An 18,130-nucleotide genomic window follows, 5' to 3' on the forward strand; every position below is an offset into this window, starting at 1 on the left:
GATCCCATACTCCAATGGTTCCCATGCTGACTAAATACATATGCTTAAAACCCTCGCGGTGGCCAATTACCGCTCGATCAACAAATTGGTGGTGCCCCTGGACCGGCTGAACCTGGTGACCGGGCCCAATGGCAGCGGCAAGTCCAACTTGTATCGCGCTCTGCGCCTGTTGGCCGAAACCGCCCAGGGCGGGGTGATCAATGCGCTGGCCCGTGAAGGCGGGTTGGATTCCACCTTCTGGGCCGGACCAGAAAACATCAGCCGGCGCATGCGCAATGGCGAAGTACCGGTGGAGGCCGTGGTCGCCCAAGGCGTCAAACGCTTGCGCCTGGGCTTTGCCGGGGAGGACTTCAGCTACGCCATCTCCCTGGGCATGCCCATCCCGGTTCCCGGCAGCGAGTTCAAACTGGACCCGGAAATTAAAAAGGAATGTATCTGGGCCGGCCCCCTCTACCGCCCGGCCAGCCTGTTGGTGCAGCGTTCGGGGCCGATGGTGCGGGCGCGGGACGGGCGCGCCTGGGACGTACTGGCCCAGCACACGCCCAACTATCACAGCCTGTTCGATCAGGTGGGCAGCCTGCGCGGTTCGCCGGAAGTGTTGCTGCTGCGCGAAAGCATTCGTGGCTGGCGCTTTTATGATCACTTTCGCAGCGATGTGGATGCACCGGTACGCCAGCCGCAATTAGGCACGCGCACCCCGGTGCTGCATCACGACGGTCGGGATTTGGCGGCCGCGTTACAGACGATTCGCGAAGTGGGCGATGTCGAGGCGTTGCAGCACGCGGTCAGTGATGCCTTCCCCGGTGCACGGTTGCATATCGAACCCTTGCAGGGCGGACGCTTTGCCATTGAGTTCTATCAGGAAGGCTTGCTGCGCCCATTGTCGGCGGCGGAGCTGTCGGACGGCACCCTGCGCTACCTGCTGCTGATCGCCGCGCTGCTGACCCCACGGCCACCGACCATGATGGTGCTGAACGAGCCGGAGACCAGCCTGCACCCGGACCTGTTGCCGGCACTGGCGCGCTTGATTATCCAGGCGTCGAAACAGTGCCAGGTGTGGGTGGTGAGCCATGCCAGCCGGTTGATTGCGGCGTTGCAGCAGGATGAGGGGTGTAACTCGATTGTGTTGGAGAAGGTGATGGGGGAAACGCGGATTGTGGGGCAAGGGATGCTGGATGCGCCGGCCTGGCACTGGCCGGAGTAGGAGCGAGCTTGCTCGCGAAAAACGTCAACGATAACGCAGCGCTATCTGGTAGCCCGCGTTGCCTGTGCGTTCTTCGCGAGCAAGCTCGCTCCTACAAGGACGGGGTGATCAATCAGCCCTGCCACTTACCGCCTTCAACAATCACACTCTCAGGCTTGGTGTCGTCGCTCAGCTCTTTACGCACATATTGGTCATAAAGCTTGAGCAGAAACTTCTCCTCGCCCAACTTCGCCAACTCCGCATTCACCCAGTCGCGCAGCTCGGTATTGCCCTTCTTCACCGCCGGAGCAATCGGTGCTTCATCACCGAGCTTCTCTTCCAGCACGCGGTAGCCTGGGTTCTGCTTGGCCCAGCTGAACAACACCAAATTATCCTGCGCATATGCATCACCACGGCCAGCCGACAGCGCTTGCAGCGACTCGGAGTTCTTCTCGAACTTGAGCAGCTTCCAGTCCGGGTGGTTCTTGGTCAGCCAGATGTCGGCGGTGGTGCCGGTGGTGACGATGGTCGTGCGAGTTGCCAGGTCATCCAGGCTTTTGACGGCGCTGTCATTCGGCACCAAGGCCTGCACCGCGACTTTCAGGTTGGGATTGGTGAAGTCCACCGCTTCCTTGCGTTCAGGCGTCACGGTCATGTTGGCGAGGATCAGGTCGACCTTGTCGCTTTGCAGGAAGGGAATGCGGCTGGCCGGTTCCACGGCGACAAATTCCACCTTGTTTTCGTCGCCCAACAGGTCTTTGGCGAATTGCCGGCCAATGTCAGTATCGAAGCCGACATAACGACCGGCTTCGTCCACAAAACCGAACGGCGGCTTGTCGGTAAACACGCCGACAATCAGCTTGTCCCGCGCTTTGATTTTGTCGATGTAGCTCACAGCCGCGGGTTTTACCGGCTCTTCGGCCTTTTTATCGCAGCCGGCCAGCAAGGCGACGGCAAACAGTGGCAGCAGTAACTTTTTCATATCAGCTCCAGTTCCTTGATCTTTTTGGGCAGTGTTGAAACAAAGGAGAACTTCTCCAGGAACTGCTGCGCGCGTGCGGTTTGCGGGTTCGTAAAGAATGCCTCGGGGGTGTTGTGTTCGAGGATGCGACCGGCCTCCATGAACACCACGCGGTCGGCGACGGCGCGGGCGAAGGCCATTTCGTGGGTAACGATCAGCAAGGTCATGCCATCGCGGGCCAGGCCCTGGATCACTTCCAGCACTTCCTTGACCATCTCCGGGTCGAGGGCCGCGGTGACTTCGTCAAACAGCATGACCTGGGGGTTCATGCACAACGAGCGCACGATAGCGATGCGTTGTTGCTGGCCGCCGGAAAGCTGGCGCGGGAAGGCGTCGCGCTTGTCGGCCAGGCCCACGCGTTCCAGCAAGTTCTCCGCCTGCTCACGGGCCTCGCGGGGGTCACGTTTTTGCACTTTGAGCGGGCCGAGCAGGATGTTGTCGAGCACGCTCATGTGCGGGAACAGGTGGTAGCTCTGGAACACCATGCCGATGTCCTGGCGTACCTGGCGCCAGTCGGTGGTTTTATCCAACAGCTCAAGGCCTGCAAACCGCAGACTGCCGCTGTGGGCCACTTCCAACCCGTTCAAACAACGCAGCAAGGTGCTTTTGCCACAGCCGCTAGGGCCGAGGATCACCACCACTTCGCCGCGTTGCACGCTCAGGTCGATACCCTTGAGCACCTGCGCCTCGCCGAAGAATTTGTTGAAACCCTGGAACTCGATCAATGCGCTCATGCTTGGGCCCAGCGCCGTTCCAGCACCTTGGAGGCGGCCGACAACGGGTAGCAGATAAGGAAGAAAAACAGGAACAGCGCACCGTAGATCAATACCGACTCGTAGGTGCGCTCTATGATTTGCTGGCCGACCTTGATCACATCCACCACACCGATCAGCACCGCCAGGGAACTGGTCTTGATGATGCGCGTGTACACGTTGATGGTCGGCGGCGTCATGCGTTTGAGGGCCTGGGGCAGCAGTACATAGCCGTACAACTGTGGGCCGGACAGGCCAATCGACAGGCCCGCTTCGCGTTGGCCACGGGGCAACGAATGCAGCGCGCCACGCACCACTTCGCCCACCTCGCTGGCGCCCCACAACGACAGCACCAGCACCGCGCACCAGAAACTCGGAATGCTCAGGCCGAAGAAAATCGGCAGGCCAAAAAACAACAGGTACAACCACACCAGCACCGGAATGGCGCGGAACAGTTCCAGGTAGACCCGCAGCACGCCGTTGAGCGCCTTGTTATTCAAGGTGCGCAGCACGCCGTAGAGCACGCCGCCCACCGTACTGAAGGCGATGCTCAAAAACGAAATCGACAGGGTTTGCGCAGCGCCCTTGCCCAGTTGCGGCAACGACACCCAGAGCAACTCAAGACCCGAACTGGCCATGCTGGAGCCTCCTTTCCAGGCGGCTGAGCAACAGCGACAACGGCAGGAACAACAGCACGCAAATCAGCGTCAGCACGGCGAGCATTTCGTAGGTCTTGTAGTAGAGGGCGATGTAGCTCTTGGTGGTGTAGAGAATCTCCGGCACCGCCACCGCGGACACCACGGTGGTTTCCTTGAGCAGGAAAATGAAATTGGCGAACAACGCCGGCAGGCTGAGGATACCGGCCTGGGGCAGAATCACATGGCGCAGCAGTTGCCAATCGGACAGGCCAATGGACTTGCCCGACTCGATCTGCGCCAGCGGCACCGCTTCCACACCGGCACGCAGCACTTCGGTGAGGTAAGCGCCGCCCAGAAAGGTCATGGTGATAATCGCCGCCCAGAACCCGGAAATATTGAAACCCAGGGCCGGCAGCGCGAAGTAGACGAAGAACAGTTGGATCAACAGCGGCGTATTACGCGCCAGCTCCACATAGAGCGCCACCAGGCGCGACAGGTACGGCGTGCGAAACACCAGCAGCGCAGCGTTGATCAGCGCCACCAGCAAGGACGTGGCAATGGCGATCAGGCCGACTTGCAGCGTCACACCCACGGCCTTGAGAAACGCCGGCAGGGTACTGAGGATAAAAGCGAAATCGAAGGTCATGTGCAGTCCATATCGCCGCATGGGTAATGCCGCGAGCGCAGTCCGTGCCGACGTGGATAACGTCAGCTAGCGCGAACTTTAAAGGTATAAAAAGCAAATTTTAAATACCAAAATAGCATATTGATATCACTCAAAAACCTAACTGCTGCGGCAATTCAATCGTTCCCACGCTCTGCGTGGGAATGCAGCCCAGGACGCTCTGCGTCCGCTGTAAAGTCGTGACGCAGAGCGTCTCAGGAGACGTTCCCACGCGGAGCGTGGGAACGAGCACAGACAAAAAAACGCCGACGCTGTAGTAGCCGTCGGCGTTGAAACCTTGAAGGGGTTTTGGCTTACATCAGAACGCTGGCACCACCGCGCCGTTGTACTTCTTCTCGATGAAAGCTTTGACTTCCGGACTGGTCAGGGCCTTGGCCAACTTCTGGATAGCGTCGCTGTCCTTGTTGTCCGGCCGCGCCACCAGGAAGTTTACGTACGGCGACTTGGCGTCTTCGATGATCAACGCGTCCTTGGCCGGGTTCAAGCCAGCCTCCAGGGCGTAGTTGGTGTTGATCAGATCGAGGTCAACCTGGTCCAGCACCCGTGGCAACAGGGCCGACTCCAGCTCTTTGAACTTCAGGTTCTTGGGGTTGCTGGCGATGTCTTTCGGCGTGGCCAAGGCGTTGGTCGGGTCTTTAAGGGTGATCACACCGGCCTTTTGCAGCAGCAACAGGGCGCGGCCGCTGTTGGAGCCTTCGTTCGGGATAGCCACGGTGGCGCCGTCTTTCAGATCTTCGATTTTCTTGATCTTTTTCGAGTAGCCACCGAAGGGTTCAACGTGCACGCCCACCACGGTAACCAGATTGGTACCTTTACCCTTGTTGAAGTTTTCCAGGTACGGCAGGGTCTGGAAATAGTTGGCGTCCAGACGTTTCTCAGCAACTTGCACGTTCGGCTGTACGTAGTCAGTAAAGACCTTGATCTGCAGGTCCACACCTTCCTTGGCCAGGGTCGGCTTGATCAGCTCGAGGATTTCGGCGTGCGGGATCGGCGTAGCAGCCACCACCAGTTTCTCGTTGGCCTGGGCGAAGCCGGCAGTCAGGGCAGCCGCCAGAGCGGTAAACAACAGAACCTTTTTCATGCAATGTCCTTCTAACGACCGTTTTTATGTGAGGTGCCAGCGAAGTGCTATCGCGGCGTGGGAAGGACAATACCTAGATTTTTTATTCCCGAACAATATCTTTTATTCACGTTGATATTCCATTTTGCTCATACAGGAATTTACGCACCGATTCCTTCTCGGCTGGGCTGGCGCTGGCAAAAATTCGTCGCACTTGCTCCAGCGGCGAACCCGCCACCGGCAAGTTCAAATGCTCGGGCAAGATTTCATCGCCGCTGCTCACCAGCAAGGCAAAGTGAATGACGTTTTCCAGTTCTCGCGTATTGCCCGGCCAAGTGTGTTGTTCCAGCACCTGCTGGGCGGCGTCGCTGATCAGCGGCACCGGCAGGTCCAGGCGCTGGCTGTAGATGCCGAGGAAATATTCGGCCAGGGACAAGATATCCCCCACCCGCTCGCGCAGCGCCGGCAGGTCCAGCCGGCCTTCGCTCAAGTAATGGAACAGACGCTCGTGAAACTTGCCGACGGCCACGGCTTGGGCCAGGTCGATGCTGGTGGCGGCCACCAGGCGCACATCCACCGGGCTCGGCTGGTGGGCACCGACACGCGTGACTTCGTGGTTTTCCAGGGCCGCGAGCAACTTCACCTGGATCGGCAGCGGCAAGTCGCCAATCTCATCCAGGTACAAGGTGCCGCCGTTGGCCGAGCCGAACCATCCCGCCCGGCTGCTCGCCGCACCACTGTGGCTACCGGCGGCATAGCCGAACAACTCGGCATCGGCATAGGTGGGGCTGATGGCGCCACAGTTGACCGAGACAAACAGGCCAGTACGGTCACTGCCACGGTGGATGTGCCGCGCCAGCAATTCTTTACCGCTGCCGGTTTCACCGCGAATCAAGACGGGTAAGGCGCGCGGCGCAAGGCTTTCCAACTCTTCACGCAGTTGGCGTGAACGTGGGTCGACGAACACCAGCGCCTTGGCGCGGATGCTTAACGGGCTTTTTTCGGCATCGGGAAAGGTCAGCAGCGGCTGGCCGAAGGTTTCATGCAGACTCATGGCAGGCTCCCGCCCCAATCCACTCAGGGACGGGGCGTTGAAAAAATATTAGGCGCTGCGCCGGGCGTGATGCTCGAGGCGATGTTGCAGACGGTAGAGGTAAGCAAAACCTTGCTCCCACCGCCGGTGGCCGGACTTCACATTGATATGCCCGGCGCCCGACAGGATGCCGGCTTCGGCGCCCCACTGACGCGCCAGTTCCAGAGCCCTGGGGGTGCTCACGGCACTGTCGTTGTCGGAGCTGACCACCTGGGTGGGGAATGGCAACAAATCGATGGGAATCGGTGCGAAGTTACGCAGGGCGGGCGCACACGCAGGGCGCTCGACATCCGCAGGGGCTACCAGCAATGCGCCGCGCACCTGCCGCAAGAACTGCACGGGAGCGGTAGCGGCCCAGTGGGCCACCGTGATGCAACCCAGACTGTGGGCGATCAGGATGACCGGCGTGCTATCGGCAGCGATGGCCTCGGCCAGCGAGGCCACCCAGTCCTCACGACGCGGCGTCAGCCAATCGGCTTGCTCCACCCGCGCGCTGTTGGGCAAGCTGTTCTGCCAATGGGTTTGCCAATGATCTTCTGGCGATCCTTGCCAGCCCGGCACGATCAGATAACGAATCCACTCGCTGTGCATGGGTGTGCCCTCCTGCAGCGTTTAACGTTGCTGACCAGTATAGAGGCCGCTCAACAACCAAATAAGGAATAAAAAGGAATTTATTAATAACTATATGGAATTTACATTTCGAAACCTGCGAGCACCCAACCATCGCCCCCTTCGACACCACGGTGCCAGGGGGGCGATAGCTGCCGCGCAGACTGTCAGCAGGTTGGATTCACGCAAGCCACTGCGAGTGACTCGCCACGCTTTGCCGACTCAACGCGAATGATGCATGGAGTGCTCTGCGCCGATGGAGACGCCAAATTTATGGTTCATTGCCATATAAAAGTCGCGCACTTTCATGTAGCTCTTTGCATAATCGTCAGGGAATAAAAGACGCGCATTCAGTAGTTCTGTAATTTCATCAACGAGCGGAAAAAATCCATATTTTTCTCGCTCCAACACATCACCAAACATTCTCGGCCCGGTAACCTCGAATATCTTCGTTTCATACGCCTTATAAGCCTGCTGTTCTGCGGCGGTTGCCCCCTCCTTTAGGAACGGTCGATGACTGGTAAACCAAGATTCGTTGGCTTTATACCGCTGATACGACTCCTCCAAAATCTTATCGAATAACGGATTATCCGGGTGACTTGCAAAATTGCTGGTGTTAAACCCTGCAAAGTCCGTCGGTTCATAAGTCACCGGCGAGTTCATCAAAATATCATTGGGCGTGGCTTTCAGCGTGACCTCTCCCACGTTAAATTCCAATGTATCGTCCGTATCCAGGTAAATGCCACCGTACTTCTTCATCAAGGCCACGCGCATCACGTCCGATGACGCAGATAAATTTTGCCCTTGCCCTGAACGAAAATACTGATACATCTCCCCATACTTTCCAGCATTCAGCTCTTGAAAGGCTTCATCTTCCTTCAAGTTATGCACTTCAAGCCCACCGACTTTGTGATCCAGCGCCGCCTTTATTTTCTGGAACGCATCCGCATCATTGGCATCCACATGAACGATTGACTTGTAACCAGGACTTTTTCTGGAATTTTCCATGATATTTTCCAGCAAGTGCTCTGGCATTTCATTACCGGCCCAAAAATAATGGATCACCTTGGGCACTTCGGTCGCACCCGACGGCAGCGACGGCAACCGCGGTAGCTTGAGGGTCTTATTTATGATGGAAGCCGGGGAGTTTTTGCTTCCGGCAACCGCTTCGGCCTTTGAACCCGCTTGCCATTTTCCTCGACCGTCACGCCAATAAAACAGGTCATTAACTTGACCATTTTCTCTAAGCCCACGCCAAAGGCCGGCCTGTATGTCATAGGTGACTTTCGTGCCGTATTGCCCCACATGAACCATGTAGTCTTTGGAGAACATTTGATGGACACCGTCCATGGGAACCGTGAATTCATCAAGGATCGCCGGCGTCGAAACGGGACTCATCGGGTACCCAATATGCCCGTTCACATGTCGAGGCGGGTTGAAGAACGGGCGGCCTTGCTCATTCACTTGAGCGGGCGCCTGGGCGGCGGCATCTACCTCCGTTGCCAGGCCACCGCCGGCCATCCGCCCGGTCACTTTCGCAAGCGGCGCCGGTGCATGTGTAGCCAACGGCGGTACAGCGTTCAACACCCCAAAAACGATACGGTCAGACGCTGTCGCTTTACCTTTGACGGCATCGTCAATGCCGATACCCGCCTGGGTGGCCCCGGCAGCCAGGAAGAAAACATCCAGGGCTATTGCTACCTCCGGCATCACCAATGCCAGCGGCGTCATGAACATGGCGACCTTCGTGGCTTCTTCAACAATCTGCAGGGCCTTGTTCTTGTTGTAGTCACCGTCACTGACAATCGCATTTTCAGCATCCGAATACGACCGCGCCTTTTGTCGAACCTTGATGGCTTCAAAAGGGTCGTTGCTTATCGGATCAATCGAAACGTAGCGCTCCGGCACCCAGCCGTTGAGCGTGCCAAGGATAGAACTCCCGGCCGCCTGATGATCAGACCAAGTGCCCATCCCCACCAAGGTTTGACGTACACCGTCTGAAAAAATCCTTTCGCCCTGGTCCGCCAGCGAAAAGTGCGACAACAAGGATTCGCGCTTTGCCGGATCACTGGCTTGCTTAGCCAGCCAATTGCTTATTTGTTGCGGGTTATCGAAACGATGTATTGGCGAGGAGTTGCCTGGGATGTAAAGCAATGTCAGCTGGGTTTTCCGGTCGGTCACGCACATCAAGTCGGTCGACTGAAACCCATTGATGCTCAGCAAGCCGATGTCCAGGTCCGGGTCCTTCACGGCAGCCTCTTTAAAGTCCTGGACCGTCAGCTCGGACCAATCCTTTTGCGCCACAGGCCCCAACGCACGCTGGGCCAGTGCCGTCTCGGCAGGGCCAAGGGTCCCTTCCAGGCGCTGCAGATTGATGGCTTTGACAAAGGAGATTTTACTCAATGCCGCATAAGAGTCGGTGTGTTTGTCCCAAAACCCATCAAGGGTTTTTTTATACATGCTGGTCCGGTCTGTATCCCAGACTAGTGACTTGAAGCCATCCACCGGTATGGAAACGCGAGTGTCGGCATTATACGGAGCATCACCCGGCGCACTGGGTTCACGATAAATACCTTGGCGACTGTTTGCTTCCTGCACCCAGCCGTCAATCTTGTTGTACACATACACCACCGGCGAGAAGTACTTAGCAATTTTTACAAACCAGTTCTCATTATCTTCAATCGTTACATCTTGCCTGTTTTTCAATGCCGCTTGTGTCAGGGTGATTTTTTCCACTACTTCCTTTTCATCTTCACTGTCACTTTTAAATGTCACCAAATAGGTCTTATCGGGGTCAATATCCACGCCCCACTGCTGTTTTATCTTTTCAGACAAAATACTGGAAATTTCTTTTTCGGGCGTTACAAAGTCGGAGGAATGCTTACTGATGTAAGATTCCAAACCCGCATTCTTCTTCAATGTCGAACTGCCGTTGCTTGCGCCTCCTGGCGCAGGCTTTGCTTCAGCACCCTGCAATACACTATTTTTTCTCTTATAATCAGCTGGCGTGGGCAAGATACAGGCCGATGGATGACCCGGCGTTCGGTAGTTTGAAGATGCCATTACGGGAGGCTTTTCTTCAGGCTTTTCAACCTTTACAGGCGGATTAACGAACGTACTCACCACTTGAACAGGAAACCGTATAGACATTCAATTACTCCATTAATTAAATCACTCCATGCGCCAACCAGCATAAGCATGCCACCGAAAATTGCACGCTCGCAAACATGTAAATTCTTTACCTATGCAACATCTGTAAATAGGTAGTCCTCAAATAAAAAAAGGCCGCACCCTGCCAAGGAAAGCGGCCCAAAAACTGTCGAGACTTTTTGAAACTAACGTGCGGTGATCACCGACAACTTGGTAATGCCTGCACGCTCGATCGACGCCATGGCACGCGCCACTTCGCCATAATTCACCCCATCGTCAGCCTGCAGTTGCACCCGCACATCGGGGTCCTTGGCCTTGGCCGCCTGCAGGTTGAATTCCAGCAGGTCCGGCTGGATGGCGTCCTTGTTGATAAACACTTTGCCTGCGCCGTCGATGCTCACTACCAGCGGGTCTTTCTGCTCAACCGGCGCCACGGCCTGGGTCTTGGGCAAGTTGATCGGGATGGAGTTGGTCAACAGCGGCGCGGTGACGATGAACACCACCAGCAGCACCAGCATCACGTCCACCAGCGGCGTGACGTTGATCTCGCTCAGCACCTCATCGCTGTCTTGCGTGGAGAAGGCCATTCAGGACGCCTCCTTTACTTTCTGCGGGCTGCCGGCGCTGGCCTTGGCCAACGTCGGGTGCAGCAGCACGCGGAACGCGTTTTTCTGCGCCAGGCTGTAGAAGTCGTGGGCAAAGTCATCCAGGTCTGCCGCCGTCAGCTTCAGGCGACGCAGGAAATAGTTGTAGACCAGCACCGCAGGCACCGCGACGGCGATCCCCACGCCGGTCGCGACCAACGCCGCCCCGATCGGGCCTGCCACGGTTTCCAGGCTGGCGGACCCGGCGGCGCTGATCCCCTTCAGCGCTTCCATGATGCCCCACACGGTGCCAAACAGGCCGATAAACGGCGAGGTGCTGCCGATGCTGGCGACCACGGCCAGGCCGGTTTCCAGGGAGCGACGCTCACGCACGATCTGCTGGCGCAGGGCACGTTCGAGGCGATCTTGATGGTTGATTGCCTGGCTCAAATCCGCAGCATGGGTGGCGTCTCCCACTTGGATCGCCGCGTAACCGGCCTGGGCCACACGGGCGGCGGCGCCGGGCTGGGTTTCGGCAAGTTCTGCGGCGGCATCGAGGCTCGATGCCGCCCAGAACTGTTTGTGAAACTTGCGATCCTGAGCCTTGAGACGCCCGAACTGCACGCCCTTGAGCAAGGCCAGGCCCCAGGTAGCGACCGAAAAGGCCACCAGCAGCCAGATCACCGCGCTTTCGATGGATTCAAGTGGAGATGCCAATGCCATGATGTTTTCCCTCTGCGCCGCTGAATAATTAATGAATCTTGAAATCGATGGGCACGCTGACCCAGCCGTTCTGGGCCACATCACCCTGCTTGGCCGGCACGAAACTCCAGCGCTTCACTGCCGCCAATGCCGCGTCATCCAATTGCTGGCGACCGCTGCTTTTTTGCACCTGGATCTCCCCCGGCTTGCCGCTGGCCAGCACCTGCACCCGCAGCAACACCGTGCCTTCCCAACCGCGACGCTGAGCCAGTGACGGGTACTCCGGCGCCGGGTTCTTCAGGTACGCGGCGTTGGCCGACGCGGGTGTCACCGGCGCGGGCGCCACGGGCACTGGCGCAGCGGCTGGCGCTGGCGTCGGTGGTGTTGGCACTGGCGGCGGCTCGACCGCTTTGGGTACAGGCTTGGGCGCAGGTTTAGGCGCGGGCTTGGGTTTTGGCACCGGTTTGGGCGGCGCCGGCTTGGTGGCCAACTCATCCACCACTGGCGGCGGTGGTGGCTCGACCACGGGCGGCGGTGCTGGCGGTGGCGGCTCAACCACAGGCGGTGCCGGCTGGGAAAATTCGATGGTCATCGGCGGAATTTCCGGCGGCACAATCGGCAGCACCGGCGTGGGCTTCTGACTTACCCAATAGATCACCGCGCCATGCAAGGCCAACACCAGCAGCCCCAGCAAAATCCCTTCACGGCGGCTGGAGAAACGCTTCGGAGTCTTTTGCAAACGCAATTGCCCCAACGGCGCGCGATGCGGCCGGCCAAGGTCGACCAACTCACCACTCGGTGCCTGGCGCCACTGCGCCTCGGGTGCACTGGCGGCGGTCTGGACATTGCCCATTGATTCACTCCCTGCGGTTCTGAAAACCGACGGGCCTGTATGCAGGGCCGTCTAGGGCTGAATCATCGGGGCCAGACACTTATCTCTTAAAGTAATCTTTAAAGTTATACATAGATCAAAATTGAATAATAAGGACGACCACACGGCGCCAGCCCGCGTCCGCCGTGGCCTTGCGCCCAGCCGCGGTTTTTCAATGCTTTGAAGGCATGCAAAATATTCGGCAAAGGTATCGATCAGTGCGGGTTTCCCGCGCATAAAGCGAGCAATTCACTCAGCAATGTCTGCCCCGCCGCGCCCAGGCCAGGGCGGCCATACAGCGCCAACCGCACGCCATGCACGACGGGCAGCCCACTGTCGGCGCCGAGTATGCGATGGCCCGGTTGCAACACTCGCTCCGGCAATAAACTGATGCCCAACCCCGCCGCCACCGCCGAACACACACTGGCCAGGCTGGCACTGCAATAGCCGATGCGCCAACGCCAACCGGCACGCTCAAGATGGTGGAGCATGTCATTGCGATACAGGCCGCCTACCGGAAAGGCCACCAGCGGCAGTGGGTCACGGCCCAGCGCCGGCGTGCTGAGGCTGTCGACCCAATACAAGGGCTCGGGCCACGACGCTACACAGTCGTCGCTGTCGCCCATTTGCTTGACCAGCAACACGTCAAACTCACCGCCCCGATACTGACGCTGCAATTCGGGGCCCAGCCCGCTGGTGACTTCCAGTCGAACCCGTGGATAAGCCACGACGAACGCCGAGAGCAAAGGCATCAGGCGCTCGGCGGCAAAATCCTCCGGCACGCCAAGGCGCAGTACGCCGTCGCTTTGCTGGTTGATCAGCACATCGGCGGCTTCTTCATGCAGGGCCAGAATGCGCCGCGCATAGGCGAGCAGACGTTCGCCCTCGGTGGTGGGCACCACACGGCGCTGGTGGCGATCGAGTAACTGGCACGTCACCGCGTCTTCCAGGCGGCGGATCTGCTGGCTGACGGTAGACTGGGTCAAATGCAGGCGCTCGGCGGCGCGGGTGAAATTGCCGCAGTCCACCACGGCGACAAAGCTGCGCAACAACACGGGATCGAACACACTCATCACCATTGCGTTTGCCACTGGTTGGCATGGTTATATTTAATTTCAGCATACCTTGGCGCCTCGCCATACTCATCCCCCCTTTGCCCACGCGGACCCTGCCTACCATGACGCTGAACACGACACTCGCCGGACGACTTGCCGGCTGGGGCCTGCTGGTGGTGCTCGGCCTGAACCTGCGCCCCATCCTCAGCTCCATCAGCCCCTTGCTCGGTGAGATTCGCCAGGCCACCGGCTTGAGCTTTCAGAGCAGTGCCTTGCTCACCAGCCTGCCGGTGATCTGCATGGGGTTGGTGGCACTGGTGGGTGTGCGCGTGGAGGCTCGCTTGGGCGAACGGCGTGGCATCGCCCTGGGCTTGTTGATGATTCTGCTGGCGTGCCTGGCGCGCTGGCTGATGGGCCAGGCCTCGGCGCTGCTGGTCACTGCGCTGCTCGGCGGTGCAGGCGTGGCGCTGATCCAGGCGTTGGTGCCGGCGATGATCAAGCGCGAGTTTCATCACCGTGTGCCGGTGGCGATGGGGGTGTACTCGGCGTCGCTGATGGCCGGCGGTGGGCTGGCGGCGCTGCTCAGCCCAGTGGTGGCCACGCATTTCGAGCAATGGCAGGCGGGCTTGGGTGTATGGCTCTTGCCGGCGCTGGGGGCACTGCTGCTGTGGGCCTGGCTGCCGCTGGGGGCGGCGCGAAACCCACAGCGGGCACCTGCGTTCAAAGGGTTACGCAACCGGCGCGCCTGGCTGCTGGCGCTGTATTTCGGCCTGGTGAACTGCGGCTACATGAGCATGGTGGCGTGGCTGCCGGCCTACTATCAGCAACTGGGCTGGGGCGTGCTGCCCAGCGGTTCATTGCTGGCGTTCATGACGATTTTTCAGGTGACTGCCGCCCTGCTGATGCCAGTGCTGGCGCAACGCGGTATCGACCGTCGCCCATTACTCAGCATCAGCCTGTTGGCGCAAACCATTGGCTACCTGGGCCTGATCATTGCGCCGCAGGAATATCCTCACCTGTGGGTGGCCTTGTGCGGCTTCGGCCTGGGCGCCTGTTTCGCCCTGAGCCTGCTGCTGACCCTCGACCACCATCGCGACCCTCGCCAAGCCGGGCAACTGGCGGCGTTCGTGCAAGGCGTGGGCTTTTTGATCAATGCGATTTCACCATGGCTGACCGGCTGGCTGCGCGAGCTTACCGGCCACTTTGTCAGTGCCTGGGTGGTGCTGACGGTGACAGCGGTAGCGATGCTGCTGGTGACGCGGGTGTTCAGCCCGGCCACCTATCGCACCGACCTAGAAGTCGTAGCGCCCAGTCACGCCTAAGGTCCGCGGCGTGCCCAGCAAGCCCTCGTAACCGCCATTACCGCCGGTCCAAAGGGTGGTGTAGTAGGTTTTGTCGAAGGCGTTTTTCAGCCACAGCGACACATCCCACTGCCCTTGGTCATAGTCGCCGCGCAAACCGGTAGACAGGTTGACCACCGCATACGCCGGGATCTGCCCGTAGTCGGAATCTTCCACCGTGCCCACCGCCTTGGAACGGAACGCGTAGCTGGCGGTGATGTAAGGTTCGAAGCCGTTCGCCAGGTTCCATTTGTACTCGCCGTTGGCGTTGGCGATCCACTTGGAGGCGCCCACTACCTGATGGCCGCTCAAGTCGCAGGACGCCGGCGCACCGGGACGCAGGCTGGTTTCCGGCGGGCATGGCGCGTCCTTGTAAGACAGGTACGTCACGTCATTGAAGGAGCCATTGATGTTCAGGGTCAGGCCCTTGATCGGCACCAGGGTGCTTTCCACTTCCACACCCCGCGAGCGCACCGAGCCGGCGTTGGTCAGGTACTGCACGCGGTTGTCCTGGTCGTAGGCGTTGGTCTGGTAGCCGTTGACCTGGGTCCAGAACAGGTTGGCATTGAGCTGCAGGCGGCGGTCCCACAACGTGCTCTTGAAGCCCAGCTCGGCGTTATTGGCACGCTCGGTGCCGATCAGCAACGAGTCGGCCCCGGCTGTGGGCGCAGACCCCACCGCCAGGTTCACACCGCCGGACTTCTCGCCATGGGACAGCGTCGCGTAGCCCAGCAGGTTTTCGCTGAAGTGATAACTGAGGTTGAGCAGCCCCGACGGCGTGGCGCTGTATTGCGACAGGTCGCCCGAGTCATAGGCCCCGGTACGCCCACGCCGCGCCGTGGCGGCAGCCCCGCTGACCGCCGCGCCACCGACTGGCGCATTGCGCGTGACCCAGGCGCTTTTCTCTTCGTAGGTGCCGCGCACCCCGGCGGTGAAATCTAGGCGCTCGGTCAGGTGCCAGGTGCCTTGGGCGAACAGCGCAAAGCTGTCGGTGCGGATATGCCCGTTGCCCACACTGCTCACGTTGCTCAACGCACCGGCAGGCGTGCCGTTCCAAATATCGGCCTTGGGCCCGTAGTAAGCGAAGGATTTGTTATCCAGGTCAGAGCCGAAGTAATAGGCACCGAGCACATAATCGAAGAAACCACCGCTGGGCGACGCCAGGCGGAATTCCTGGGACCACTGCTTATCTTCCACCGAAACCCCGGCGTTATACGACGCTGGTACGTTGAGGCCATCATCGTTGCGCGGGGTGAAATTCCACCAGCGGTAAGAGCTCACCGAGGTCAGGGTGAAGTCGCTGGGCAACGTCCAGTTGGCTTCCAGCGACGTACCGCCCTGGAACACCGTGACGTGCTGGTCGTTGTCCAGGTTGACCTTGCGATGGGTGCCGTCCACCAGGGTGGCGCCTGCCGCGTTGGCGCGGGATTGATACAGGTTGGTACCGTTGATGGTCGGCCCGGTGCTGTACAGCACGCGGGTGCCGGCGCTGGAGTCTTCTTCGTTGTAGTCGCCGATCCAGCGCAGGTTGAAGGCTTCGTTGGGCTTGTACAGCAGTTGCCCGCGAAAGCCCTGGCGTGAACCGCCGTTCAGATCATGGCCGTCGTGTTCATTCTTGATGTCGCCGTCGCTGCGTGTGCGATAGGCCGAGAAACGCCCTGCCAGGTCATCGGTCAGGGGTCCGGAAATCGTGCCCTTGGTCTGGAAATAACCGTCCTCGCCCAGGGAGGTTTCGATGCTGCGCTCCGGAGTAAAACTCGGCGCGCGGGTGCTGATATTGATCACGCCAGCGGTGGTGTTCTTGCCGAACAACGTGCCCTGGGGACCGCGCAAAACCTCAAGCTGCTCGATATCCATCAGGTCGAACACCGCCATGCCCGGGCGACCCAGGTAGACGTTGTCGATATACAGCCCCACGCTGCCTTCCAGGCCATCGCTGGCCGGGTTGTTGCCCAGGCCGCGGATCGACACGCTGGACTGACGTGCATGCATGTAGGCGACGTTGACGCTGGGCACCAGTTGCTGCAAATCCTGGATGCGGTACACCCGCTGGGTTTCCAGGGCCTGGCCGCCGACCACGCTCATGGGTGTCGGCACGGCCTGGGCACTTTCGGTCCGCCGCCGGGCAGTCACCGTGACAGTTTCCAGTTGGCCACTGGCACTTTCGCCCTTGCCGGCAGGCGCGGGGGTTTCAGCGGCCTGGGCCGGCGACCAACTGGTACTGCCGGCCACTAACATAGCCAGGGGCAAGGACTTGAACAGACTCATAAGCGGCTCCAGAACCCTGGAATACTCGTCGCCTTATATTCCTAAAGGTTATTTATTTATGTTTTTACGAACATTTACTGCATAAGAGATAGCCTTTATAAGGAGTCGACGTAATGCATAGCCAATGCATTTCCCGGATATTTTTGATGTGAAAAATGCATATCGACTTGCGCCAGCTTCGCCACTTCATCGCCCTCGCCGAACAGCGCAGTTTCGTCGCGGCCGCCGCAGCGGTGAACCTGTCGCAGTCGGCGTTCAGCCGCAGCATCCAGGCCCTGGAACACAGTGCCGGCTGCCAACTGGTGGACCGTGGCCGCAAAGACCTGGCGCCCACCAAGCAAGGCCAGGTGCTGCTCGAACATGCACGGCGCCTGGTCAGCGGCGCCCAGCAATTGGCCAACGAAATCAGCCAGTTCAACGGCCTGGAAGCCGGTGAACTGCGCTTCGGTTGCGGCCCCGCGCCGGCAGCTGGGTTAGTCCCACGTGCCATCGGCAGTTTTATCGGGCGCTACCCCAAGGCCCGTGTGCAGTTCCAGGTGGACGACTGGCAAAGCCTGAGCAAGCGCCTGCTCAGCGAAGAGTTCGAATTCTTCGTCGCCGATACCCGCCACTTCGAAGCCAACCCCGACTACCACACCCACCGCCTGCGCCCGCGCCGTTGGCACTTCTGCTGCCGCGCCGGCCACCCCTTGGCCGCGCGCAACAGCATCAGTGCCGCCGAGCTGATGAGCTACCCGCTGGCCGTGACCATCCGCCCACCGAACCTGCGCAAAGTCATCGTCGACCTTAGCGGCCGGCCGGATTACCAGCCCAATGTGGAATGCGAAAACGGCTACAGCCTCATGGGCGTGGTACTGCGCTCGGACGCCATCGGTATCGTCAGCGCCAACAGCGACGTGCTGCACATGGCGCGGGGTGAATTGGTGTGTTTGCAGATTGAGGGGTTGGACGAAAACCTGGAGGAGAGGTACACCCGCTACGGGATCGTCAGCCGCGCGGGGTATCGGTTGCCGCCGTTGGCGCAGGCGATGATTGAGCAGATCAAGGAGATTGATGAGAGAGACGAGGATGCTTATGCGCTGGAAAATATTGCGGTCTGACTAAGCGGCGGCCCGTCAC

Annotated in this window: 16 protein-coding genes; 3 read left to right on the top strand and 13 right to left on the bottom strand. The window is 59.5% G+C overall.

Annotation, left to right across the window (positions count from 1 at the left end; translation table 11 throughout):
- Positions 1-40: 40 nt before the first annotated feature.
- Positions 41-1,204 carry an AAA family ATPase gene (locus V8689_RS28585; RefSeq protein ID WP_056782593.1) on the top strand — a complete coding sequence of 388 codons (1,164 nt, stop codon included), beginning with the start codon at positions 41-43 and terminating at the stop codon, positions 1,202-1,204.
- 112 nt (positions 1,205-1,316) lie between these two features.
- Here V8689_RS28585 and V8689_RS28590 read toward each other — a convergent pair whose 3' ends face one another.
- The 12 genes from V8689_RS28590 to V8689_RS28645 all read right to left on the bottom strand — a co-directional run bounded on the left by V8689_RS28590 (position 1,317) and on the right by V8689_RS28645 (position 13,415).
- Positions 1,317-2,165, bottom strand: coding sequence for a transporter substrate-binding domain-containing protein (locus V8689_RS28590; protein ID WP_003187618.1), 849 nt, complete (start codon positions 2,163-2,165; stop codon positions 1,317-1,319).
- The gene (locus V8689_RS28595; RefSeq protein WP_056782592.1) at positions 2,162-2,938 is read right to left on the bottom strand and encodes an amino acid ABC transporter ATP-binding protein; all 777 of its coding nucleotides are present in this window, start codon (positions 2,936-2,938) and stop codon (positions 2,162-2,164) included. Before V8689_RS28595 ends, V8689_RS28590 begins: the two co-directional genes overlap by 4 nt.
- A complete protein-coding gene (locus V8689_RS28600; protein WP_056782591.1) occupies positions 2,935-3,594 on the bottom strand; it encodes an amino acid ABC transporter permease in 660 nt (219 codons plus the stop codon). Before V8689_RS28600 ends, V8689_RS28595 begins: the two co-directional genes overlap by 4 nt.
- Positions 3,575-4,240 carry an amino acid ABC transporter permease gene (locus tag V8689_RS28605; RefSeq protein ID WP_003187615.1) on the bottom strand — a complete coding sequence of 222 codons (666 nt, stop codon included), beginning with the start codon at positions 4,238-4,240 and terminating at the stop codon, positions 3,575-3,577. Before V8689_RS28605 ends, V8689_RS28600 begins: the two co-directional genes overlap by 20 nt.
- Before the next feature lie 337 nt (positions 4,241-4,577).
- Positions 4,578-5,360, bottom strand: coding sequence for a MetQ/NlpA family ABC transporter substrate-binding protein (locus V8689_RS28610; protein WP_032894159.1), 783 nt, complete (start codon positions 5,358-5,360; stop codon positions 4,578-4,580).
- 106 nt (positions 5,361-5,466) lie between these two features.
- Positions 5,467-6,393 carry a sigma 54-interacting transcriptional regulator gene (locus V8689_RS28615; RefSeq protein WP_056782590.1) on the bottom strand — a complete coding sequence of 309 codons (927 nt, stop codon included), beginning with the start codon at positions 6,391-6,393 and terminating at the stop codon, positions 5,467-5,469.
- A 48-nt stretch (positions 6,394-6,441) separates the two neighbouring features.
- On the bottom strand, positions 6,442-7,023 hold the full coding sequence (locus V8689_RS28620; RefSeq protein WP_434520661.1) for an alpha/beta hydrolase: 582 nt from the start codon (positions 7,021-7,023) through the stop codon (positions 6,442-6,444).
- Positions 7,024-7,263: 240 nt separating this feature from the next.
- Positions 7,264-10,191 (bottom strand): glycosyltransferase family 32 protein, encoded by a 2,928-nt coding sequence (locus V8689_RS28625; protein WP_434520662.1) that lies wholly within the window; start codon positions 10,189-10,191, stop codon positions 7,264-7,266.
- A 185-nt stretch (positions 10,192-10,376) separates the two neighbouring features.
- Positions 10,377-10,778 carry an ExbD/TolR family protein gene (locus V8689_RS28630; protein WP_003187607.1) on the bottom strand — a complete coding sequence of 134 codons (402 nt, stop codon included), beginning with the start codon at positions 10,776-10,778 and terminating at the stop codon, positions 10,377-10,379.
- Complete coding sequence (locus V8689_RS28635; protein WP_150073379.1) at positions 10,779-11,501, bottom strand: MotA/TolQ/ExbB proton channel family protein; 723 nt, start codon at positions 11,499-11,501, stop codon at positions 10,779-10,781.
- A gap of 25 nt (positions 11,502-11,526) precedes the next feature.
- A complete protein-coding gene (locus V8689_RS28640) occupies positions 11,527-12,330 on the bottom strand; it encodes an energy transducer TonB (protein ID WP_056782587.1) in 804 nt (267 codons plus the stop codon).
- A gap of 233 nt (positions 12,331-12,563) precedes the next feature.
- Complete coding sequence (locus tag V8689_RS28645; RefSeq protein ID WP_056782872.1) at positions 12,564-13,415, bottom strand: LysR family transcriptional regulator; 852 nt, start codon at positions 13,413-13,415, stop codon at positions 12,564-12,566.
- Between the two features lie 110 nt (positions 13,416-13,525).
- Here V8689_RS28645 and V8689_RS28650 point away from each other — a divergent pair, with 110 nt between their 5' ends.
- Positions 13,526-14,725: a CynX/NimT family MFS transporter gene (locus V8689_RS28650; RefSeq protein WP_056782586.1), complete on the top strand. Its 1,200-nt coding sequence runs from the start codon at positions 13,526-13,528 to the stop codon at positions 14,723-14,725.
- On the opposite strand, the gene V8689_RS28655 is transcribed toward V8689_RS28650, so the two are convergent.
- Entirely contained in the window at positions 14,696-16,981 is a 2,286-nt protein-coding gene (locus V8689_RS28655; RefSeq protein ID WP_397388750.1) for a TonB-dependent receptor, read from the bottom strand. The two genes, V8689_RS28650 and V8689_RS28655, sit on opposite strands and share 30 nt — an antisense overlap.
- Before the next feature lie 185 nt (positions 16,982-17,166).
- Here V8689_RS28655 and V8689_RS28660 point away from each other — a divergent pair, with 185 nt between their 5' ends.
- Complete coding sequence (locus V8689_RS28660) at positions 17,167-18,111, top strand: LysR family transcriptional regulator (RefSeq protein WP_056782584.1); 945 nt, start codon at positions 17,167-17,169, stop codon at positions 18,109-18,111.
- The last annotated feature ends 19 nt before the right edge of the window (positions 18,112-18,130 follow it).

Origin of the sequence: Pseudomonas sp. AK181, assembly GCF_051122975.1 — a bacterium.
GTDB lineage: Bacteria > Pseudomonadota > Gammaproteobacteria > Pseudomonadales > Pseudomonadaceae > Aquipseudomonas > Aquipseudomonas lactis.